The organism is Actinoplanes siamensis (assembly GCF_016862395.1).
GTDB classification, from domain to species: domain Bacteria; phylum Actinomycetota; class Actinomycetes; order Mycobacteriales; family Micromonosporaceae; genus Actinoplanes; species Actinoplanes siamensis.
This window is the reverse complement of the sequence record NZ_BOMW01000013.1, coordinates 1-21,243: the sequence shown is the minus strand read 5'-3', so window position 1 is coordinate 21,243 and position 21,243 is coordinate 1. Positions and strand designations below refer to the sequence as shown.

Here is a 21,243-nt window from a genome sequence, read left to right as displayed (position 1 = left end):
CCGCTCTGCCAGCGCCATCTGCACTGCTCGCCCGTGTCGCTTTTGCCCGGACCCATCCGGCGCGCGGGTTTTCCCCGTGGCCACCCCTGCCGAACACCTCTGCCCACAGGGCCTTCTTTTCACCGCAATTCGGGGCAGATCCGGCCCCAGAGCCCTGCACCTCCCCCTGTTCGGTCGGCCGAAAGTAGTAGCGGCGCACAGATGATCGAGACCCTCGGCAGATGTCAGCCACAGCGGAAATTCCGATGCTGGAGTGACACAGCGAATCGGGGAGGTAACGATGACCGCACGAGGTGTGCTCACCATGGTCGGCACGGCAGTGGGTGGCCTGATCGGCTGGTCGGAGACCGCGCCCACGGCAGACCCGGAGAGCCTGCGCGGCCTGTTCGCCGACTTCGGCGTCCGGGTGGGCCCGGACGAGGCGGATCTCGAGGAGGCGATCCGCGCCTTCCAGCTCCGTCTCGGCCTGCAGCCTGACGGGGAGGCGGGCCCGGAGACGGTGCACCTGCTCGCCCGCTACGCCGCCGAGGCTCGCGAACTGACCCGCTTCCGGGACGCCGCCTGATCCGGCTGGCATCCGCGCGCCGATGGCCGGCGAGCATCCGCTCCGCGCGGCCGCACCGCCTCGTCGCCACGGGCGACACCCGTTCTTTCCGCACAGCCGCACTGCTTTGTTCCGCACGGCCTTGTTCCGCGCGGCGGCACCCGTTCTTTCCGCGCGGCGGCAGTGCTTTGCTCCGCGCGGCGGCACCCGTTCTTTCCGCACGGCCGCACTGCCTTGTTCCGCGCGGCCGCCATGATCGGGCCGAGACGCCGCTGAGCGCCCCGGCCCGGCAGATCACTCCGGAATCTGGGCCAGAGCGAAGATCTGGCTCTCCTGCGGCCCGTCGGTCGGCGTGAAGAACACCGTCTCGATGCTGTCGACCGTGAATCCATGCGCCTCCAGAACCGCCCGAAGATCCGGCTCCAGATAGCCGGAAACGGTCACCGGCACACCCATGAAATCGATAGGAATGCTGTCCGCATCGAAGTTGACCATGCCGATCGCGAGGTACCCGCCCGGGTTGAGCCACCCGGCGATCTTGTCCAGGGTCCGTTCGATGTCGGCCTTGCTGAGCATGAGCAGCGAGAAGAAGGCGGTCACCGCGTCGAACTTCCCGAAGTCGTCGGGCAGCCCGGCGAAGTCGGCGTGCACGTACTCCGCCCCGGGCACCTGCTCGCGGGCGAGGCGCAGCATCCCCTCGGCGACGTCCACCCCCACCACGCGGTGCCGGGACTCGGTCAGGATCTTGGCAGTGGGGACACCGGTGCCGCAGCCCAGATCGAGCACCGAGGCGCCGGCCGGGAGCGTCTTGCTGATCCGTTCGATCAGCGCCGACTGAAATGGATTATGGCTGTGCTCGCCCTGGTATTTCTCGGCGAGTTTGTCGAAAACCTCCATGGGCGAACGCTACCGCCCGAAGACTCCACAGTAGAGGAAAGATCACACCGAAAACACCCGGGTCACGCCCTCGACCCGGACCCGCTCGTCGAGCCGTGACCGGTCCGGGTTGGCGCAGAGCACGATCGACGCCCCCACGGTCAGCGGCGCCAGTAGCCAGATCAGCGGCTGCTCGGACACCCCGGTTTCGATCAGCACCCGATCCCCCCGAACGAGCCCACGCGACCGGGCCACCTCCGCCGCGGTCGCCCCGTACTCCCCGAACGTCGTACCGTCCGGCGTCGCCGCCGCGGAAAAGCCGGCGCGATGCCGCGGCGGCTCAGCGCCGAGATGCGCGCGCACCGCGGGCACGAAATCACGGTGATCGGGCGGAACGTCCGCGGCCGGCGCCCCATCGGCGCCCAGCCCCAGCACGAACTGGTGCGAGGCGGAAGGAACCTCGTCGAGCCAGCTCCCCACCCGCCGCTGCTCCACGAACGTCACGTCCAGCGCGGGTCCGCCGTCGACCAGCCCAGCGGTGCTCCAGCCGCGGAAGGACACCTGGAGCCCCACCGACCAGGCCCCGAGCAGCACCGCGGCGGTCTGCCAGTGCGGCGGCAGCAGCACCCCGGCGCGATCGCCCGCCCGGAGCCCGCACTCGTTGGTGAGCAGCGAGGCGACCGCCGCGCTCCACCCGCCGAGCTCCGCCGAGGTGAGCCCGACCCGCTCCCCGGTCGCGTCGTCGTAGTAGGTGATCAGCTCGTCCGCACGCCGCCGCGCAACCACGTCATCCGCACGCCGCTGCTCCACCGCGTCATCCACCCGCCGACCCATCGCGTCCATGGCCGTCCAACCTACCGAGCCGGCCCGCGTATCCTCCATCGCCCGCCCCCGGCCACCGCCGAATCCCACGGCCGGCGGACATCCGGAGCGGTCACTCGTCGAAGTCGACCACCACCTTCGGCGAGGCGGCCGTGCTCTGACAGGTCAGCACGAAGCCGGCCGCCAGCTCGGCCTGCTCCAGGGCGAAGTTGCGCCGCATCGTCACATCGCCCTCAATCACCCGCGCCCGGCAGGTGCCGCAGACCCCGCCCTTGCACGCGAACGGCAGATCCGGCCGGGACCGCTGCACCCCGTCGAGCAGGGTCGTCCCCTCCTCGACGGTGACCGTCGTGGTCCTCCCGTCCAGGTGCACGGTCACCTCGCTGCTCGGCCCGTGCGACTGCGTCTCGGGCCGCACCGGCTCGGGCGGCGCCTCGTCCACCCAGAACAGCTCGCGGTGAACGCGCTCCGGGGCGACGCCCGCCTCGCCGAGCACCGCGATGGCGTCGGTCACCATGCCGAACGGCCCGCACAGCCACCAGTGATCCACCGCCGGCACGTCGATGAGCAGCGGCAGCAGCGTCCGCAGCCGCGCCGCGTCCAGCCGTCCGGAGAACAGGTCGGCCTCCCGCGGCTCCCGCGACAGCACGTGCACCAACTCCAGCCGGGCCGGGTAACGGTTCTTCAGGTCGGCGAGCTCCTCGGCGAACATCACGGTGTCCGTACGCCGGTTGCCGTAGAGCAGGACGACCTCGGAACCCGGCTCCCGCAGCAGCGACGTCGCGATGGACAGCACCGGGGTGATCCCGGAACCGGCCGCGATCAGCACGTGCCGCCCACCGGCCGCGAGGTCGGGGGTGAACGTCCCGGACGGTGGCGACACCTCCAGCTCGTCGCCGGGCCGCAGGTCACGCACGATCCAGCCGGAGATCTTGCCGCCGGGCACCTCGCGCACGCCGATCCGGGGCGCGGCACCGGCGGCCGCGCAGATCGAATACGTGCGCCGCTCGCCGGCGCGGCGCACGGTCAGCGACTGCCCGGGCCGGAACGCGAACCGCTCGGCCAGCTCGGGCGGCACGTCGAGAGTCACCGCTACCGCGTCCGCGCAGAGCCGGTCGACCGCGGCGACCCGCAGCGGGTGGAACGCCACCTCAGATCTCCTTCATGTGCTCGAACGGCTCCCGGCAGGCCAGGCACCGGCGCAGCTCACGACAGGCGGTGGCGCCGAACGCGGCGAGCGCTTCGGTCTGCCCCGAGCCGCAGCGCGGACACCGGACCGTGCTCGGCCGGGGCATCAGGGTGAGCGGGACCGGGCCGGCCTCCCGGCGCGGCGCGGCGCCGGGCGGCGCGATGCCGGCCTCGGCGAGCTTGCGGCGGCCGGTTTCGCTGATCCAGTCGGTGGTCCAGGCCGGCGCCAGCACGGTACGCACCTCGACCCGCCCGAACCCGGCCGTCCGCAACGCCCCGGCGATGTCCGCGCGGATGCTCTCCATCGCCGGGCAGCCCGAGTACGTCGGGGTGATCGTCACGGTGACACCGTCGCCGTGCTCCCGCACCTCCCGCACTATCCCCAGTTCGGCGAGGGTGACCATCGGCAGCTCCGGGTCGGTCACCGTCGCGACCACTTGCTCCGCGATCACCACGCACCTCCGGGAACGGCCCGGGCCAGTCCCTGCATCTCGGCGAGGATCCCGCCCAGCGCCTCGGTGTGCTCCCCGTCGCGCCCGCTCGCGGCAGTCTCCGGAGAGCCGGCCGCGGCTGCCGGAGAGCCGGCCGTAGCCGCCGGAGAGCCGGGCGTAGCCGCCGGAGAGCCGACCGCGGTCGCCGAGAAGCCGGGCGCCACGTCGATCGTCGCCGTGGTCAGGACCTCGGCGAGGACGGTGTCGAACTCGGCGCGCAGGGTCGCCGGGTCGACGGCGACACCGGCCGCGGCCAAACTCAGCTCGATCTGGTGCGGCTGGAACAGCTCCGCGGCCGGCGGGAGCACCTCGGCGACCGCCGCCGTCATCCGCTCGTGCGACAGCGCGGTGCCGTCGCCGAGCCGGACCGTCCACCGGGCGGCATAGTCCCGGTGGTATGTCAGCTCCTTGACCCCCTTGGCGGCGATCGCGGCCAGCATCGGGTCGCGCGAGCCGGCCAGCCGGTCGAAGAGCGCCAGCCGCCACGTGGTGAGGACGAGCAGGCGGGCGATCAGGTGGGCGAAGTCGGCGTCGGCCCGCTCGGCGAGCCGGACGTTGCGGAACTCGTGCGGGTCCCGCCGATACGCCAGGTCGTCCTCGTCGCGGCCGGCGCCCTCGGCCTCACCGGCTCGGGCCAGCAGCAGGCGGGCCTGCCCGAGCAGGTCGAGCCCGATGTTGGCCAGGGCCATCTCGTCCTCCAGCTCGGGTGCGCGGGTCACCCACTGCTGCAGCCGGTGCGACATGATCAGCGCATCGTCGCCGAGCATCAGGCAGTACGCCGCGAGCCCGGCCCGGTCGACCCCTTCCGGGAAGCCGGCAGGCACCCCGGCCAGCGGGTCGGTGAAGCCGGTCCCGTACGCCCAGCGGGCGTCGTCATCGTGGTCGGTGAGCGCACCGTACGCGTCGTCGAAGGCCATGTGTCACCTCAGATGTGCGGCACGGAGTCGGGGATCGCGTAGTACGTCGGATGCCGGTACACCTTGTCGGCGCTCGGCTCGAAATACGCCGCCTTGTCGTCGGGATCGCTGGCCACCACGTCGTCGGAGCGCACCACCCAGATGCTGACGCCCTCGTTGCGGCGGGTGTACAGATCCCGCGCGTGCTGCACGGCCATCTGGTGGTCGGCGGCCCGCAGCGAGCCGACGTGCACGTGGTTGAGTCCCCGCTTGGCTCGCACGAAGACCTCGAACAGCGGCCACTCGTGCCGTACGTCCTCGCTCATCGCCGGCTCCTCTGCTTCTCCGCGTGCGCCGCGGCGGCCTCGCGCACCCAGGCCCCGTCGGCATCGGCCTGCCGCCGCCGCTCGATCCGCTGCCGGTTGAGCGGCCCGTCGCCGGAGATCACCCGTTTCAGCTCCGACCACTCGGGCTCGCCGAAGTCGTAGCGCGAACGCTCCTCGTTCCAGCGCAGCTGCGGGTCGGGCAGCGTCACCCCGAGCGCCTCGGCCTGCGGCACGGTCATGTCGACGAAGCGCTGCCGCAGCTCGTCGTTGCTGTGGCGCTTGATCTTCCAGGCCATCGACCGGGCCGAGTTCGGCGAGTCGCCGTCGGGCGGGCCGAACATCATCAGCGACGGCCACCACCAGCGGTTCACCGCGTCCTGCACCATGTCACGCTGCTCCGGGGTGCCGCCCATCATGGTCATCAGCAGCTCGTAGCCCTGCCGCTGATGGAACGACTCCTCCTTGCAGATCCGGATCATGGCCCGCGCGTACGGCCCGTAGGAGCTGCGGCAGAGCGGGACCTGGTTGCAGATCGCCGCGCCGTCGACCAGCCAGCCGATCACGCCGACGTCGGCGAAGCTCAGCGTCGGGTAGTTGAAGATCGACGAGTACTTCTGCCGGCCCTCGATCAGCCGCCGGGTCAGGTCGCCCCGGTCGGCGCCGAGCGTCTCGGCAGCCGAGTAGAGATACAGCCCGTGACCGGCCTCGTCCTGCACCTTGGCCAGCAGGATCGCCTTGCGCCGCAGCGTCGGGGCGCGGGTGATCCACTCCCCCTCCGGCTGCATGCCGATGATCTCGGAGTGGGCGTGCTGGGCGATCTGCCGGATCAGCGTCTGCCGGTATCCGTCGGGCATCCAGTCGCGCGGTTCGACGCGATGGTCACGCGCGATGGTGTCCGCGAAGGTCTCTTCACCGTTCATCCCGGTCTCCGGTCTCACACGTGGTGGCGGGACTGCAGCGTGAAGAACCGCCCGCTCACGAAGTAGTCGTCGGTCAGCGACGCGGTGGCCGCCGGGTTCGCCCCGGTGCCGTGCAGGTCGCTGAACGCGGCCGTCTGGTTCACGAACACCCCGCCGGTCAGGTTCTCCGACAGGTGCACGCCGGCGTCCAGCGCGGCCTCCCGCGCCGCGGCCAGCACCTCGGGCGAGGTGGAGTGCACCAGCGCGGTCAGGGCCCCGTGCGCCCGCACCGTCTCGGTGAACACCCGCAGGCTGTGCTCGGTCGAGTCGGTGGTGATCAGGAACGACACCGGGCCGAACCACTCCCGGGTGTAGGTCTTCTCGTCGGCGGCGTCCAGCCGCAGCAGCACCGGGGTGCGGATGGTGGCGCCGGGGAACTGATCGTCGGTCACCTCGGCGGACGGGTGCACCACGCCGGGCGAGCCGGCGGCCTCGGTCAGCCGCGCCAGCACGGCGTCGTTGACGATCGCGCCGAGCGTGCCGGCGGCCCGTTTCGGATCGCCGAGCAGCTTGTCCAGCGCGGTGGCCAGGTCGGCGCCGAACTGCTCGGGCGTGCGGTGGCCGTCGTCGGTCTCGATGCCGGCGCGCGGGATCAGGATGTTCTGCGGGGTGGTGCACATCTGGCCGCTGTAGAGCGAGAGGGAAAACGCCAGATTGCGCAGCAGGCCGCGATAGTCGCCGGTGGAGTCGAGGACGACCGTGTTGAGACCGGCCTTCTCCGTGTAGACGACGGCCTGCCGCGCGTTCGCCTCCAGCCAGTCGCCGAACTCGCTGGACCCGGTGAAGTCGACGATGCGCACGTCGGGGTGCGTGGCCAGGGTCGCCGCGATGCCGTCGCCCGGCTCCTCGGCGGCGAGCGTCACGACGTCGGGGTTGAGCCCGGCCTCGGTCAGCACCTCGCGGCAGATCTGCACGGTGATGGCCAGCGGCAGCACCGCGCCGGGATGCGGCTTGACGATCACCGGGTTGCCGGTGACCAGGCTCGCGAACAGGCCGGGATAGCTGTTCCAGGTCGGGAACGTGGTGCAGCCGATCACGAGCGCCACGCCGCGGCCGACGACCGTGCCGGTCTTGACCATGCTCAGCGGGTCGCCGCCACGCTGCGGTTTGGACCAGGCCGACCGCGCCGGCATCCGGGTGGTGGCGGCCAGCGCGTACGCGATCGCCTCCAGCGCGCGGTCCTGCGCGTGCGCGCCACCGGCTTGGAAGGCCATCACGAAGGCCTGGCCGGAGGTGTGCTGCACGGCGTGCGCCATCTCGAAGATCCGCGCGTTGATCCGCCGCAGGATCTCCGTGGCGATCCCGGCGCGCCCCTCGGGGCCGACGGCCCGCCAGGACGGGATGGCCGCGCGGGCGGCGGCGACCAGGGCGAGCGGGTCGGCCTTGGGATAGCTGACGCCGAGCTCGATGCCATAGGGCGAGCGCTCGGTCGAGACCGTGCCGGCGGCGCCCGGCACGTCCACCGGGAACGGCTTGCCGAGCAGGGCGGCGAAGGCACGCTCACCGGCGGGCGCGGCATCCTCGCCGTAGACGGACTTGCTCGGCGACTCGGGGAACGCGGACCAGTAGTCGCGGGCGGCGGCTGCCGTGATCGCGCGCTCGAGTAGCTCACGGTGAGATGCGTACAGGTCAGCGGCTGTGGTCATTCCTCGCTCCGTTGCGATCGGCTGCCCTCTGTTTTACCAACCCATCGGTCGGTAATTCAAGCCCCCGGCTGACACCGCGCGCGACATCTGACATATTTCGCTCCATGGACACCGCGCAACCCGCTCCACGCCGCCGCGGACGCCCAGGTCACGATGTGGACGCGGTGCTGGCCGCCGCGGTCCGGCTGTTCAACACGCACGGATACGACGCGACCAGCATGTTCGACGTCGCGGAGACCCTCGGCATCACCAAGTCGACGCTGTATCACCACGTCAGCGGCAAGGAGCAGCTGCTCGCGATGGCGGTGGACCAGGCGGTCGACGGGCTCTTCGAGACGGCCCGGGTGGTGCGCTCCGTGGATACCACCGCGACCCTACGCCTGCGGATGCTGGTCCGGAACAGCGTCCTGGTCCTTGCCGAGCGCCTGGAATACGTCACGCTGCTGCTGCGGGTCCACGGGAACACCAAGGTGGAGAAGTACGCCCTGGCACGCCGCCGGGAGTTCGACGCGGTCGTCACCGAGCTGGTCGAAGAGGCTCAGGCGGAGGGCGGGATCCGTACCGACGTCGACGCGCGGACCGCGGCGCGGCTGCTCTTCGGCATGGTCAACTCGCTGGTCGAGTGGTACCGCCCGGCCCGTGGGCAGCCGGAGGTGCTGGCCGACACGGTGGTCCGGCTCGCTTTCGACGGACTCCGGACAACGGACTCGACACCCGATCAAGGCGGTCAACGAGGATATTGAGTTAACCTTGCCCCCAACGGGTGGAAAACCCCGCGGGACGAGTCCGCCCGGAGACCGGGTGTCATCGCCGCCAACGGTGTCGGCGGTGACACTCCCGCGACAGATCTCCCGCCGGCGCGAGGCCGCTTCCGGTCCTGGTCAGATCATTCGGCGGTACGGTCGTGGGACTCCCGCACGTCCCACGCCGCGGCCACGGCAGCCGGCCGGTCCGCCGGTCCGTAAAGCGCCGGGCGCTCGGCCAGGGTGACCGTGACCCGCTCGCCGGTCCGCAGCGCGCGCACCGCCGCGTCCGCGACCGCCGAGGCTGCATAACCGTCCCAGGACCCCGGGCCGGTGAGCACGCCGCCACCGGTGACCGCGTCCACCCACTCCCGCAGCTCGACGTCGTAGGCGGCGCCGAACCGGTCCCGCCAGTCCGCCGGCACGGGGGCGGCCACCTGCCCGGACCGCCGTACCGAGATCAGTCCCGGATCGCCGAGGGCGACCGTGCCGTCCTCGCCCAGGATCTCGCCGCGGATGTCGTACCCGTAGCGGACGTTGACCGAGATCTCCACGTCCACCAGCATCCCGTTGGCCAGCTCCAGGACCAGCAGCATCGGGTCCGGCAGGCGGCCGGCGTTGCGGCTGGCCCGCGGCCGGAGCACGCGCACCGCCGCGATCTCGCTGCCGAACATCCAGCGGGCCATGTCGATCTCGTGCACCGCGGTGTCGGTGATCGTGTTCTCCGGCTCGTAGCTGGCCGGCACGCCCGCGTTGCGGTGTGCGCAGTGCATCATCAGCGGCGCGCCGACCGCGCCGCTGTCCAACGTCCGCTTCAGCGCCCGGTACGCCGCGTCGTACCGCCGCATGTAGCCGACCTGGACCAGCCGGCCGCCGTGCGCCACCTCCGCCCGCACGATCCGCAGGCAGGCGTCCGGGGTGGTGGCGAGCGGCTTCTCGCAGAACACCGGCTTGCCCGCGGCGAGAGCCGCGAGCACGTACTCCTCGTGGGTCCCGCCCCAGGAGCACACCAGCACCGCGTCGACCCCGCCGGAGGCCACCAGGTCCAGGCCGTCCCGGTGCACCGCGGCGCCGACCGTGGCGGCCGCCCGGGCGGCCGCCACGGCGTCCACATCGGCCACCGCGACCACCGAGACGCCGGCGAGGACGGTGGCCATCCGGCGGAGGTGATCGCGCCCGATGAGACCCGTGCCGATCACCCCGACGCGCAGCGCGGTCATCGTGCCGGCCTCCTGCCCAGCGCCCCTCCCGGTGCCTCAAGTTTCCGCGAAATGCCTGGCCGGCGGGGTTGCGGAAACATTTGCCGGCTACCGGGACCTGGCCGGAGATGGGAGCATGGAGCCCGGCGACGAGAGCCCCCGCGAAGCTGGGGACTCTCCTGGACACGAGGGCTCCCCTGGAGAACAGGGCCCTCATGAAGGAGGTCGAGCCTCATGACGGACGTTCCAGTTCGCGCGACAGTTCGGCGAGTTCGTCACCACCGGCCATCTGCGTGGTCAGGTCCGTCAGGGTGACGCTGCCGCGCGCGGCGTCGAGGACTGTCGCCCCCCGTTTGAGGATCACGAAGTGGTCCCCCACCAGGTAGGCGTGCTGCGGGTTGTGGGTGATGAAGACGACGCCGAGCCCCGCGTCACGGGCCGCGGCGATGTACTTCAGCACCACGCCGGACTGCTTCACGCCGAGCGCTGCCGTCGGCTCGTCCAGAATGAGGACGCGGGCACCGAAATACACCGCCCGCGCGATCGCCACGCACTGCCGCTGGCCGCCCGAGAGGGTGCCGATCGGCTGGTCGATGTCGGACACCACGATGCCCATCTTGCGGAGTTCCTGATCCGCGATCCGCCTCATCTCCCGGATCCGCATGCCGGCGAGCGGGAAGCGGCCGGAGACCAGTTCCGAGCCGAGGAAGAAGTTGCGCCAGACCTCCATCAACGGCACCACGGCCAGATCCTGGTAGACCGTCGCGATCCCGAGATCCAGGGCCTCGCGGGGCGAGCCGAACCGCCGGTCGGCGCCATCCACTGCCAACCGGCCGGAGGTGTGCGGATGCAGTCCAGAAATGATCTTGATGAGGGTGGACTTTCCGGCGCCGTTGTCGCCGAGCACGCAGGTCACCTCGCCGGCGCCGACCCGCAGGTCGATGCCGTGCAAAGCACGGATCGGTCCGTAGTTCTTGCCGACGCCGACGAGCTCGACCAGCGGTTCACCGCGCCGCAGATTGCGGTCGGCGTGTTCGGCCAGGGTGTCGGTCATGTCAGTCCTCCTTCTCGGGGGGACACCGCGGTGGAGAGGCGTTTGACATAGGTGTTGACCAGGACAGCGAGGAGGAGCATCACACCCAGGAAAGCTTTGAACCAGTTGGGATCCCAGCCGGCGTAAACGATTCCCAGGCTGGTCGTGCCGAAAATGAAAGCACCGATCGCGGCGCCGAGGGCGTTGCCGAAACCACCGGTCAGGAGGGTGCCGCCGACCACGGCGGCGATGATGTAGAGAAACTCGTTGCCGACGCCGTTGCCGGCCTGGAGCGTGTTGAACCGGTACAGGGAATGCATGCCCACGAACCAGCCGAGGAACGACACGGTCATGAACAGCCCGATCTTGGTACGGACGACCGGGACACCGACGGCTCGGGCGCTCTCCGCGGAGCCGCCCACGGCGTAGATCCAGTTGCCGATACGGGTGCGCTGCAGGGTCCACGCGGCCAGCCCGACGAACAGAACCCACCACAGCACGGTGATCCAGACCGTCGCCGAGCCGGCGGCGAAGCTGGACGCGAAGACCTTCTGAAGCGAGCCGAAACCGTCGATCGCGCTGATGTCACGACTCGACACCGAGCCGGTGACCAGCTTGGTCACGCCCAGGTTCGCGCCCTGCAACACGAAGAACGTGCCCAGAGTGATCAGGAAGCTGGGGATGCCGGTGCGCATCACCAGCCAGCCGTTGAGGAATCCGACCAGCAGACAGAACACCAGCGAGAGGACCGCACCCACCCAGAGGTTGACGCCGAAATACCAGCAGAACATCGAGTTGACCAGGCCGGCGCTGACCGGGACCACGCCGGCGGACAGGTCGAACTCCCCGCCGATCATCAGCAGCCCCACGCCGACCGCGACGATCCCGATCGTGGACGACTGGTAGAGGACGGTGAGAAACGATGCCGCCGAGCGGAACGACGGTGCTACCAACAGGAAGAACAGGAAGATCACGATGGCGGCGGCCAGCGCGCCCACCTCGGGACGGCCGAGCAGCGCGCGGAGCCGCAGGCCGGGGCGGCGCCGGGCCAGCCCCGGCGCGGCCACCTGCCCGGTGGCGGGGATCACCGGGTGTTCTTCTCGGTGAACGGCAGGATCTTGTCGATGTTCGACGAGTCCACGAAGGAGGGACCGGTCAGCACGGGACCACCGCCGCCGATGTCGTTGCCGTTCTTCAGGTACAGGTACAGCGAGGTGACCGCCATGTAGCCCTGCACATAGGGCTGCTGGTCGATGGCGAACTCGACCTGGCCGTCCTTGATGCGCTTGGCCATCTCCTGGTTCAGGTCGAAGGTGACCAGCTTGGCCGAGGAGGACGCCTGCTGCTTGGCGTTGATCGCGTCGAGGGCGATCGGGGCGCCCAGCGTCACGATGTAGTCGATCGACTTGTCCTGCGCCAGCTTGGCCTGCAGCGTGGTCGTCACCGCGCTGTCGTCGGCACCGTTCACCTGCAGATTCTCGGTACCGGGCACAGCGCTCCTGACGCCTGCGCAACGGGACTCGAGAGACACCGAGCCGGTCTGGTGGATCACGCAGAGTGGGTGCTTGGCACCCTCACCGGCGATCCGCTTGCCGAGGCTGGTGCCGGCGAGGGACTCGTCGGAGCCGAAGTACATCAGGGCGCCGAGCTTCCGGTACTGGTCGAGGCCGGCGTTCAGGCCGACCACCGGGATGCCCGCGCCGCTGGCCGACTTGACCGCGCCGGCCAGGGCATCGGGGGTGACCAGGGTGGTCGCGATCCCGTTGACCTTGGCGTCGACCGCGCTCTGGATCAGCCCGGCCTGCTTGCCGGCGTCCGGGTCGTTGGAGTACTTCAGCGTGACGCCTTCGTCCTTGGCCGCCTGCTCGGCGCCGGCCCGGACCTTGTCCCAGAACGTGTCGCCCGGCGTCTCGTGGGTGACGAAGGCGATCGTGTAACCGGAACTGCCGGGCGCGTTGCCACCGCCGGAATCGTCCGCCCCGGAGTCCTCCCGGCCGCCGCTGCTGCACGCTGCGAGCGCGAGTACCGCCACCGCTCCAGCGGCGAGCAGGCGTTTCCTCATATGAAATCTCCAGTCTCTTCCAGATATCCGCGCGTACGGGGTGGCGATCGACAACGGAACATCGAAATCCACCGGGTACATATCCTGCTCTACCACGACGAACAGCTCCGCTGGGGGTTCTTGGGAGTCCCGGTGAACAGCGATGCGTGGACGGCCGGCGGCTCCGGCGACGTGATCGCCCGCGGCAGGGTGAGCCGAGGACCCCGGGACGAGATCCGCCGCAGCGCGACGAGCCGAGGACTCGGCAACGGGATCACCGGCTGCGGGTGGGCTCTCGGGGTCCGTGGTGCCGGGGATCGGGTCGAGGGCGTCGAGGGCCTCCAGGGCAGCGGGCACGTCGGGGACGCGCGCCGGACAGCCCGCACTCCACGCTCCCGGCCCTGCCGGACGGCCGCCGTTCCACATTTCTGGGCGCGCCGGACCGCCCGCACTCCACGCCTGCGACCCGGCTGGGCAGCACCTCCCGCCGCCGCAGGCCGGTCGCCGGGTGGGGGCCCGGCCCACGGCGGGCCGGAACATCACCGGTGAACCGCACGCCCGTCCAGTGCTCGATGCGGCCCATCTCGTCTGCCCCCGGGGCGTGGGTGATGCCGCTGGTCGCGCTTGCTTTCCAGGTATCCGGCGCGGGCGTGCCGAGTGCTGTGCAGCGTCGCCACCTCCGCCACCGGCACGTCCCACCACGCCTGCGACGACAGGCCCCCGGCGAGCTGGCGCACGCCGCCGCGCTCGGTGACCTGATTGGCCAGGAACCGCACGACCGCCAGCGCGACGGTGAGCCGGTGCTTCACATGCGCCTCCGCTCCCGCGTGGTGGTCAGTGGCAGCCGTGGGTCGGCCTGCTGGACCGCCCAGGCGTCGCGGATCCAGCCGTGAGCCGGGTCGTCACGGATCAGCCAACGGCGTTCGCCGGGGCCGGCCATCACGTTGAGGTAGTAGAGGTCGTAACCGGGGGACGCCATCGACGGGCCGTGCCAGCCGTACGGGATCAGCATCACGTCGCCGCTGCGGACCTCGGCGCAGACGTCGATCGGCCGGTCCGGGTGGCCGTAGACCCGCTGGTAGGCGCAGCCGGGCCGGCCGGACGGCGAGGGCGCCACCTCGAAGTAGTAGATCTCCTCCAGACGGCACTCGCCGTCGCCCTGCTCGTCGTGCTTGTGCGGTGGGTACGACGACCAGTTGCCGCCCGGCGTCAGCACCTCGACCGCGATCAGGGCGTCCGCCTCGAACGACTCGGGCGTGCAGAAGTTGTTGACCTGGCGGCTTGCCGGCCCGGCGCCGCGCAGTTCGACAGGCACGTCCTCGGCCGGGCCGTAGCGGAAGGGCAGCCGGTGCCGCGCCCGGGCGGCGGGCAGCGCGAAGCGGCCGCCGTTGGGCGCGCGGAGAGTGACCACAGCATCCCGTGGGAGGTAGGCGAAATCGGTCACCCGGGAAAAGACCGAGCGGCGGCCGGTCAGCGTCAGGCGCTCGTCGTCGCAGGCCACGTCGCAGCCTCCGATCAGCGGCAGCACCAGCATCTCGTCGCCGCCGGTGACGAACTTGACGCGGCCCCCGACCGGAAGCTGAACGACACGCAGCCCGCTGTGCGCCCAGCCGGCGTTCTCCGGGTCGACCACGACGTCGAAGGGCGGCTCGGCGGTGGAGCCACGCGGCACCAGGGGGTTGACCCGAGCCTCAGGCATGGCCACTCCCCACCGGCACCGCCGGCTCAGTCAGCCGCGCCTCACCCACGGCCGCTGCCCGGCACAGCGCCCACACCACCAGCCCAGCCACCCGCGCCTCACCACGGCCGCTGCCCGTCAGGAGCGCGCGGACCTCGGCTTCGGTCTGCATCGCGTCGGCGCAGGCCAGCCGGGAGGCGACCAGAGCGCCCGCGGCGTTGGCGAAGTCGATCGTCTCCGTGAGGCTCCAGCAGGCGAGCAGGCCGTGGCAGAGGGCTCCGCCGAAGGCGTCACCCGCGCCCAGGCCGTTGACGACGCTGATACGCCCCATCGTCAGAACTTCATACGCGGGCATGTTCGTCCCTCCGGCCATCCACCCGGGAAGGGCGGTTGCGGACGCGGTGAACCGAGCCCGTCAGCTGCCGGTGATCGTCCAGCCACACTGAGTGGACCTGTTTTCGATGTAATTACGGGAGTGCGTCCACGTCAATACCTGCGGAGGAGCGGAAGAAGCCCGGTGGGGAACGAAAGAGGGGCACGGCTTCACGCCGTACCCCTCCATCGGTGTGAAAAAATCAGGAAGCGGGCCGCCACATGCGGAAGAACGGCGTGCCGTCAGGCAGGAAGATCTCGAACGGGTCCATGTCGGTGTAGCCGTACCTCCGGTACAGCCGCACGTTGTTCTCGTTCGTGGCCTCCAGATAAGCCGGCAGGCCCTCGGCGTCCAGGATGTCGTGGACGTTCTTCATCAGCTTGCCGCCCAGGCCGTGGCCCTGCAGGTCCGGCCGGACCGCGAGGAACTGCAGGTGCCAGTGCTGGTCGGTGGGGTGGTTCTTCTCGAACAACTCGCCCAGCGCGCCGAAGCGCTCCAGGTGGTCACCGGCCAGCGTGGTCAGCCGATCCAGGTAGTTCGGGAACTCCGGCAGCGGGTTGACCCGGTCGTACCAGACCGCGGCGGCCGCGTAGCCACCCGCCGGGTCGTCGATGACCTCGACCTTGCCGGCGCTGAAGGCGTACTCCGTCTCCAGGGTGAAGAAGTCGGCCAGGATCCGCTCGCGGTCCTCGGGAACCGGCACCAGGTACGCGTCGGCGTCCAGGTGGTCGAACGAGCGCGAGATCAGCGCACCGATCGCGGGCAGCTCGTCGGCGCGGGCCGGGCGGATGGTGAAGTCGGTCATCGGTGGTAACCCCCGTCGATCGGGTCGGCGGTCTCGTTCAGCGCGGCGGCGAACCCGCCGCCGGTGCCGGCGGTCGCGCTGCTGGCGCCCAGGCCGATGCCGGAGTAGACCTGCGGGCGGGAACTCTTCAGGTACAGGCCCCAGAGGATGCCGAGGACCAGCACCACGGCGAACGCCGCCGGCACCACGATCGCCGGCTTGCTGCCCGGCTCGACGCCCAGCAGCGTGGCGATGTTGTCCAGCGCCAGGTAGGAGACGACGACCAGGAGCACGGCGCCGGCCACCGGGGCGACGACGCGGTGCAGCACGTCCTCACCCTCGCGATTGCGGGCGAAGTAGCCGATCACCGCGAACGCGGTAACCGTGATCAGCAGCAGGACGCCGAGGCCACCGCCGGTGCCGCCCCAGAAGAAGAGCTGGACCAGCGGGTCCCAGCCGGCCACCGCGTAGGCGACGATCACGATCAGGCCGACCACGGACTGCGCGAGCGAGCCGTTCTTCGGCGCGCCGGTGCCCGGCACGGTCTTGCCGAACAGGCGCGGCAGCACGCCCTCGCGGCCGAGCGAGAACATGTACCGCGAGATGATGTTGTGGAACGAGATCATCGCGGCGATCAGCGAGGTCAGGAACAGGATGTGGCCGAGGTCCAGCGCGATACCGCCGAGCGGCCCCGAGGCCAGGTTGAAGAAGAGCTCCGGGCCCTCCTCACCGGCGCGGGCGACGACCTTGTCGGAGCCGGCCGCGGAGATCATCGCCCAGGAGGCGAACGCGTAGAGCACGGCGATCAGGGCGATCGCGATGTACGTGGCGCGCGGCACGGTGCGCTTCGGGTCGCGCGACTCCTCGCTGAACACCACCGACTGCTCGAAGCCGACGAAGCCGGTGATCGCCATGACGAGCAGGGCGCCCGCGCCGGCGCCGGTCAGGCTGGACACGTCGACCGGCGCGGACGAGGCCTGGAAGCCGTCCGACAGGATCTCGGCGATGCTGAAGATCACGGTCAGCGCGATCTCGGCGACCAGCAGGGTGGCGAGCACCTTGCCGTTGACGGCGACGTCCCGTACGCCCAGGACCGCCACCAGCGCCCAGGCCACCAGGCCGAGCACCCACCACGGGATGTCCACGCCGAACCAGTCCTGGAACAGCGGCTGGCCGATCGCGCCGAAGCCGCCGTAGGAGGCGACCTGGAACATGTTGTACGCCAGCAGCGCCATCCAGGACGCGCCGACACCGATTGGGCGCCCGAGCCCCCGGGACACGTACGCGTAGAACGCGCCCGCGTTGGAGATGTGCCGGGCCATCGCGACGTAGCCGACCGAGAAGATCGCCAGGACCAGGGCGACCGCGACGAACGCGATCGAGATGCCGGTCAGGCCGGTCACCGCGAGACCGGTCGGCACCACACCGGCGACAACGGTGAGCGGGGCCGCCGCGGACATCACGAAGAAGACCACGGCGGCGACGCCGAGCCGGTTCCGGGCCAGGGCGTTGGAGAGTTGACTCTCCGAGGGTTGGGTTGCGGTCGAAGACACGCGAATCTCCATTGTTGTCAGGGGTGAGGGGGTAGAGGAAAACGGTTTGCGGCTATGCGCGGCGGGCCATCACGGCGTCTCCGACAGCGGCCTCGGCGTGCGCGACGAGCTGCTGCAGCATCGCCGGGAAGAGGCGGCGGAACTGGTCGAAGAGCCGGGCCCGGTCGCGGGCGTTGAGGGTGGCCAGCACGTGCTGGTCCAGGCCGGTGGCCAGGATCAGACCGGCCAGCAGCAGGTCGGCCACGTCGAGCTGCTCGTCGCGGGCGACCTTGGTGCGGATGCGGGTGGCCGGCCAGCCTGCGGTCATCGAGTCGGCCGGCACGAAGGACGTCTTCGTCCCGAACAGGCCGCGCTTCTCCTCCCGCTTGATCAGGCCACCGCGGGCGAGACGACGCTCGACCAGGTCGGTGGCGATGCCCGCGGAGAGATACGAGATCCAGTTGCGTACGCCGTGCTGGCCGGCCTCCCGCCGGATCTGCTCCAGCAGGGCGGTGGTGGCGGCATCACCGGTCGGGCGCTCGTCGATGACGATCAGCTCGGTCTCGACCAGGTCGATGCGGCGCCACAGCATCAGCTCCCCGAGGAGCGCGGCACCGAGACCCAGCCCGAGAGTGGCCGGTGACAGCAGCGATTTGCCGCGGATCGTGTCGTGTGCGGTCAAATAAAGATCATCCGCGGGCGGTAGCTGCGGCGGTGACGCCACGGCGCAATCTCCTCTCGACGCCTTGGGAATGCCCGCGCAGTTCACCGAACGTAATCAAGGTGACGTACCACGAAGCAATGACGTTGCGCTCCCCGTAGCGCGACCGCGTGTAGCCTGCCAAACCCGGTCGCTTCTTGCAACGTCCAGATGCGACAAAAGCCGAATCCACAGTGGGCGAAGTTGATCACAGGGCCTGCCAGCTATTTCGAGCGACTGTCAATAACCCCGGGGAGAGCTGGGATATCAACCAGGACTTAACCATCCTGGAACGATGGTCGATGCCGGTACACATCGCCGGCGCGGTGGCGGAGCGTCACAAGTCAAGATCAATTACTACTGTACGTAAGTTTCCATGCGGATAGTTGAACGATCAAATATTTCGGCGTACGGTTGTGCGTAGAAAGTTGAAGCTTCAACGGAGGTCACCGTGCGGATGCCCACCCTGTTCCTCAGCCACGGCGCGCCGCCCCTGGTGGACGACCCCACCTGGGTCGCACAGCTACGCGATCTCGCCGGCTCCCTACCCCGGCCGAAAGCGATCCTGATGGCCTCCGCGCACTGGGAGTCGGCCCCCTTGATGCTCGGCGCGACCGAGACGGTGCCCCTGGTGTACGACTTCGGAGGGTTCGCCCAGCGTTACTACGAGGTGCAGTACCGTGCCCCGGGTGCCCCGGTTCTGGCGGATCAGGTGGCCGCGCTGATGCCCGACGGCGAGACCGTCGCCAGGACGAATCGTGGCCTGGATCACGGTGCCTACGTACCGCTGACGGTAATGTATCCAGAAGCGGACATTCCGGTCCTACAGATGTCGCTGCCCACCCTCGAGCCGGACCGGCTCCTGGAGCTCGGAGCCCGGCTGGCTCCGCTGCGTGACGAAGGTGTGCTCATCGTCGGGTCCGGCTTCACCACCCACGGCCTGCCGTTCCTCCGCGACTGGAGCCCCAACGCGGCCGCGCCCGGCTGGTCCCGCGAGTTCGACGCGTGGACCTGCGAGACCCTGGCCCGGGGCGCCGTCGACGAGCTGGCCGACTTCCGCTCGGTCGCGCCCGGGATGCCCTACGCGCACCCGACGATCGAGCACTTCGCCCCGATGTTCCTGACCCTGGGCGCGTCCGGGGTTCCTGAGCAGGCTCCCGACCAACCGATCGACGGGTTCTGGATGGGGCTGGCGAAGCGGTCCTTCGTGACCGCCTGAATCACCCGTTCGGGGAGTCTTTCTGGTCACGTGCCTTCACCCGGGCGTGACCAGGTGCCCCCTCGCCCCGGGATTCCCCCAGGGGGGCACATACCCCCGTACCCTCAGGGATCTTGCAGGAAGTTCGGGGGGTTCTTTGCAGGAATTCGGGGATCCTTTGAGCATGCTTGAGGTCACCGCGCTCGGCTGGACCCTGACGATCGGCGTCATCGTCGCCCTGCTCGCCCTCGATTTGACCTTGGGGGTGTTGCGTCCGCACGTCGTAGGTTTCCGCGAAGCCGCCGGATGGTCGATCTTCTACATCGCTGTCGCGATCGCCTTCGGAGTGGTCTTCGCGAGCGTCGCCGGCTGGGGTTACGGCGCGGAGTACTTCGCCGGATACATCGTCGAGAAAAGCCTGTCCGTCGACAATCTCTTCGTCTTCGTGATCATCATCAGCACGTTCGCCGTGCCCGAGCGCTACCAGCAGGAGGTGCTCACCTTCGGGATCATCATCGCGCTGGTCCTGCGGGTCGTCTTCATCGCGCTCGGCGCCACGCTGCTCAACCTGTTCTCGTTCATGTTCCTGATCTTCGGAGCGATCCTGATCTACACCGCGGTGCAGCTCTACCGGCACCGCGACGAGGACCCCAGCGTCGAGGACAACGGCCTGGTCAGAGCCGGTCGCCGCTTCCTGCCGGTCACCGACGACTACGTCGGCGGCAAGATGATCACCCGGATCGACGGGAAGCGGATGGTCACGCCGCTGTTCCTGGTCCTGCTGGCGATCGGCAGCACCGACATCCTGTTCGCGCTCGACTCCATCCCCGCGGTGTTCGGGGTTACCGAGCAGGCGTACATCGTCTTCGTGGCCAACGCCTTCGCGCTGCTCGGCCTGCGCGCCCTGTTCTTCCTGGTGAAGGACCTGCTCGACCGCCTGGTGTACCTGTCCACCGGGCTGGCGGTGATTCTCGCCTTCATCGGGGTGAAACTGGTGCTGCACTGGGCGCACAAGTCGCTGAGCGCGTCGGTTCCGGAGGTCGGCACTCCGGTGTCCCTCGCCGTGATCATCGGCATCCTGGTCGTGACGACTGTCGCCAGCCTGATCAAAGCCCGTCAGGATCCGTCGATGAAGGCGCATGCCGGGAGTCTGCGATCGCACCCGGAGCAACAGAAGTAGGGGGGTGGGACCGCCCCCGGCGCGCGTGGCGCCGGAGGCGGTTCCGGGTCGGCCCTCACGATCCGGGGACGGTCCGGATCGGGGGCGCTTGCCGGCCGACCCACGCGATCCGGGACGGTCGGGATCGGGGGGCGCTCGCCGGCGAGCTCGTGGGTTTGAGGACGTCGTGCGGTCAGCTCGCGCGGACCGGGGCGGTCACTTCGCCGTACGTTCGCGGCCTGGTCTGGCGGCGGCATCGTCGCCGGCCGCCCGGGGCACCGCCACGCCTGCACATCAGGGGTTGTGGATACCCGCCGCGGTGGTGTGGACAGCGCCGGTGTAGCGGCGCTCGGCGTCCTGCCGGTTGAGGATGGCCTCGATCTCGCGGGTCTCCTCGGCGGTGTGCCGGCCCAGGACCAGGTCCAGCTCGGTCCGCTCGGCGGCGGTGCGGAACGCGGCCAGCTCCGCGGACAGCTGACGGTGCGCGCGGCGCTCGGCGAGCCGGCGAGAGATGGTCGTACGGATTTCATGGATGAACGGCATCGGGCACTCCTTAACGGATAGTGACGGAGAAAGCCTCGTCGCTTCCGGCTACAAGATTGCCCGGCTCGTGCGTCATCCCCAAATCAACCAGGTAAAACCTGGAAGATGAAAGTGACCGTCGCCACGGTATTGCCGTAATCCAGCTCACTTTCCGTCACCAATTCGGCTGGTCAGCGAAGGTATCGTGATCTCAGACACGACGGGCGTCTCCTCCACAGTGGCGGTTTATCCACAGGCCCCAACCCCGAGATCGCCCATCCGGGTCACAATGGTCGAGGGTCAGCCCCCTGAGGAGGGCGGGGTCCAAGTACTAGCAGCTGGCCAAAAGACGAATAACCACCACCACCGCGGGCTGGGCGCGGCCCGCTGGCGGTCATGGTTGCTTCGACGCTCGAATGACGACGATGAGTCCCAGCCCTAATTAGCGGGCCGGGCTGGCCCTGATGGTTGCTTCAAGGCGCGTATAGCAACCACCAGGCCGAGCCAACACGACCCGGCTGGCCCTGTTGGTT

General features: G+C 69.9%; 23 protein-coding genes. 4 read left to right on the top strand and 19 right to left on the bottom strand.

What is annotated here, in order from left to right:
- The first annotated feature begins 280 nt into the window (after positions 1-280).
- On the top strand, positions 281-565 hold the full coding sequence (locus tag Asi03nite_RS06260) for a peptidoglycan-binding protein (protein ID WP_203677458.1): 285 nt from the start codon (positions 281-283) through the stop codon (positions 563-565).
- Positions 566-838: 273 nt separating this feature from the next.
- Here the strand turns inward: Asi03nite_RS06260 and Asi03nite_RS06255 are convergent, their stop codons facing one another.
- The 8 genes from Asi03nite_RS06255 to paaN form a co-directional block, all read right to left on the bottom strand.
- On the bottom strand, positions 839-1,441 hold the full coding sequence (locus tag Asi03nite_RS06255; protein WP_203677457.1) for a class I SAM-dependent methyltransferase: 603 nt from the start codon (positions 1,439-1,441) through the stop codon (positions 839-841).
- A 42-nt stretch (positions 1,442-1,483) separates the two neighbouring features.
- Positions 1,484-2,263: a TIGR03089 family protein gene (locus Asi03nite_RS06250; RefSeq protein WP_239102449.1), complete on the bottom strand. Its 780-nt coding sequence runs from the start codon at positions 2,261-2,263 to the stop codon at positions 1,484-1,486.
- A gap of 91 nt (positions 2,264-2,354) precedes the next feature.
- Positions 2,355-3,392, bottom strand: coding sequence for a 1,2-phenylacetyl-CoA epoxidase subunit PaaE (gene paaE / locus Asi03nite_RS06245; RefSeq protein WP_203677456.1), 1,038 nt, complete (start codon positions 3,390-3,392; stop codon positions 2,355-2,357).
- A 1-nt stretch (position 3,393) separates the two neighbouring features.
- Positions 3,394-3,885 (bottom strand): 1,2-phenylacetyl-CoA epoxidase subunit PaaD, encoded by a 492-nt coding sequence (gene paaD / locus Asi03nite_RS06240; RefSeq protein ID WP_373872092.1) that lies wholly within the window; start codon positions 3,883-3,885, stop codon positions 3,394-3,396.
- On the bottom strand, positions 3,879-4,838 hold the full coding sequence (gene paaC / locus Asi03nite_RS06235; RefSeq protein WP_203677454.1) for a 1,2-phenylacetyl-CoA epoxidase subunit PaaC: 960 nt from the start codon (positions 4,836-4,838) through the stop codon (positions 3,879-3,881). The genes paaD and paaC overlap by 7 nt, the downstream gene beginning before the upstream one ends.
- 8 nt (positions 4,839-4,846) lie before the next feature.
- Positions 4,847-5,143, bottom strand: coding sequence for a 1,2-phenylacetyl-CoA epoxidase subunit PaaB (paaB, locus tag Asi03nite_RS06230; RefSeq protein WP_203677453.1), 297 nt, complete (start codon positions 5,141-5,143; stop codon positions 4,847-4,849).
- Positions 5,140-6,063, bottom strand: a complete 924-nt coding sequence (gene paaA, locus Asi03nite_RS06225) for a 1,2-phenylacetyl-CoA epoxidase subunit PaaA (RefSeq protein ID WP_203677452.1) — start codon at positions 6,061-6,063, stop codon at positions 5,140-5,142. The genes paaB and paaA overlap by 4 nt, the downstream gene beginning before the upstream one ends.
- Positions 6,064-6,077: 14 nt before the next feature.
- Positions 6,078-7,748 carry a phenylacetic acid degradation protein PaaN gene (gene paaN, locus Asi03nite_RS06220; RefSeq protein WP_203677451.1) on the bottom strand — a complete coding sequence of 557 codons (1,671 nt, stop codon included), beginning with the start codon at positions 7,746-7,748 and terminating at the stop codon, positions 6,078-6,080.
- Between the two features lie 104 nt (positions 7,749-7,852).
- Here paaN and Asi03nite_RS06215 point away from each other — a divergent pair, with 104 nt between their 5' ends.
- Positions 7,853-8,491 carry a TetR/AcrR family transcriptional regulator gene (locus Asi03nite_RS06215; RefSeq protein WP_203677450.1) on the top strand — a complete coding sequence of 213 codons (639 nt, stop codon included), beginning with the start codon at positions 7,853-7,855 and terminating at the stop codon, positions 8,489-8,491.
- Between the two features lie 143 nt (positions 8,492-8,634).
- Here Asi03nite_RS06215 and Asi03nite_RS06210 read toward each other — a convergent pair whose 3' ends face one another.
- The 10 genes from Asi03nite_RS06210 to Asi03nite_RS06165 all read right to left on the bottom strand — a co-directional run bounded on the left by Asi03nite_RS06210 (position 8,635) and on the right by Asi03nite_RS06165 (position 17,855).
- A complete protein-coding gene (locus Asi03nite_RS06210; protein ID WP_203677449.1) occupies positions 8,635-9,711 on the bottom strand; it encodes a Gfo/Idh/MocA family oxidoreductase in 1,077 nt (358 codons plus the stop codon).
- Between the two features lie 211 nt (positions 9,712-9,922).
- Positions 9,923-10,744 (bottom strand): ATP-binding cassette domain-containing protein, encoded by an 822-nt coding sequence (locus tag Asi03nite_RS06205; protein ID WP_203677448.1) that lies wholly within the window; start codon positions 10,742-10,744, stop codon positions 9,923-9,925.
- On the bottom strand, positions 10,741-11,811 hold the full coding sequence (locus Asi03nite_RS06200) for an ABC transporter permease (RefSeq protein WP_239102447.1): 1,071 nt from the start codon (positions 11,809-11,811) through the stop codon (positions 10,741-10,743). Before Asi03nite_RS06200 ends, Asi03nite_RS06205 begins: the two co-directional genes overlap by 4 nt.
- Entirely contained in the window at positions 11,808-12,785 is a 978-nt protein-coding gene (locus tag Asi03nite_RS06195; protein WP_203677447.1) for a substrate-binding domain-containing protein, read from the bottom strand. The genes Asi03nite_RS06200 and Asi03nite_RS06195 overlap by 4 nt, the downstream gene beginning before the upstream one ends.
- 518 nt (positions 12,786-13,303) lie before the next feature.
- Positions 13,304-13,573: a hypothetical protein gene (locus Asi03nite_RS06190; protein WP_203677494.1), complete on the bottom strand. Its 270-nt coding sequence runs from the start codon at positions 13,571-13,573 to the stop codon at positions 13,304-13,306.
- Positions 13,570-14,463, bottom strand: a complete 894-nt coding sequence (iolB, locus tag Asi03nite_RS06185; protein WP_203677446.1) for a 5-deoxy-glucuronate isomerase — start codon at positions 14,461-14,463, stop codon at positions 13,570-13,572. Before iolB ends, Asi03nite_RS06190 begins: the two co-directional genes overlap by 4 nt.
- Positions 14,456-14,797 carry a PfkB family carbohydrate kinase gene (locus tag Asi03nite_RS06180; RefSeq protein ID WP_239102445.1) on the bottom strand — a complete coding sequence of 114 codons (342 nt, stop codon included), beginning with the start codon at positions 14,795-14,797 and terminating at the stop codon, positions 14,456-14,458. The genes iolB and Asi03nite_RS06180 overlap by 8 nt, the downstream gene beginning before the upstream one ends.
- 220 nt (positions 14,798-15,017) lie before the next feature.
- Positions 15,018-15,620, bottom strand: coding sequence for a GNAT family N-acetyltransferase (locus tag Asi03nite_RS06175; protein ID WP_203677444.1), 603 nt, complete (start codon positions 15,618-15,620; stop codon positions 15,018-15,020).
- Complete coding sequence (locus tag Asi03nite_RS06170; RefSeq protein WP_239102443.1) at positions 15,617-17,152, bottom strand: APC family permease; 1,536 nt, start codon at positions 17,150-17,152, stop codon at positions 15,617-15,619. Before Asi03nite_RS06170 ends, Asi03nite_RS06175 begins: the two co-directional genes overlap by 4 nt.
- 52 nt (positions 17,153-17,204) lie before the next feature.
- The gene (locus Asi03nite_RS06165; RefSeq protein WP_203677442.1) at positions 17,205-17,855 is read right to left on the bottom strand and encodes a GOLPH3/VPS74 family protein; all 651 of its coding nucleotides are present in this window, start codon (positions 17,853-17,855) and stop codon (positions 17,205-17,207) included.
- A gap of 433 nt (positions 17,856-18,288) precedes the next feature.
- On the opposite strand from Asi03nite_RS06165, the gene Asi03nite_RS06160 reads away from it, so the two are divergent.
- Positions 18,289-19,050, top strand: coding sequence for a dioxygenase family protein (locus Asi03nite_RS06160; RefSeq protein ID WP_203677487.1), 762 nt, complete (start codon positions 18,289-18,291; stop codon positions 19,048-19,050).
- 163 nt (positions 19,051-19,213) lie between these two features.
- Positions 19,214-20,209 (top strand): TerC family protein, encoded by a 996-nt coding sequence (locus Asi03nite_RS06155; protein ID WP_203677441.1) that lies wholly within the window; start codon positions 19,214-19,216, stop codon positions 20,207-20,209.
- 273 nt (positions 20,210-20,482) lie between these two features.
- Here Asi03nite_RS06155 and Asi03nite_RS06150 read toward each other — a convergent pair whose 3' ends face one another.
- On the bottom strand, positions 20,483-20,731 hold the full coding sequence (locus Asi03nite_RS06150; RefSeq protein WP_203677440.1) for a hypothetical protein: 249 nt from the start codon (positions 20,729-20,731) through the stop codon (positions 20,483-20,485).
- Between the last annotated feature and the right edge of the window lie 512 nt (positions 20,732-21,243).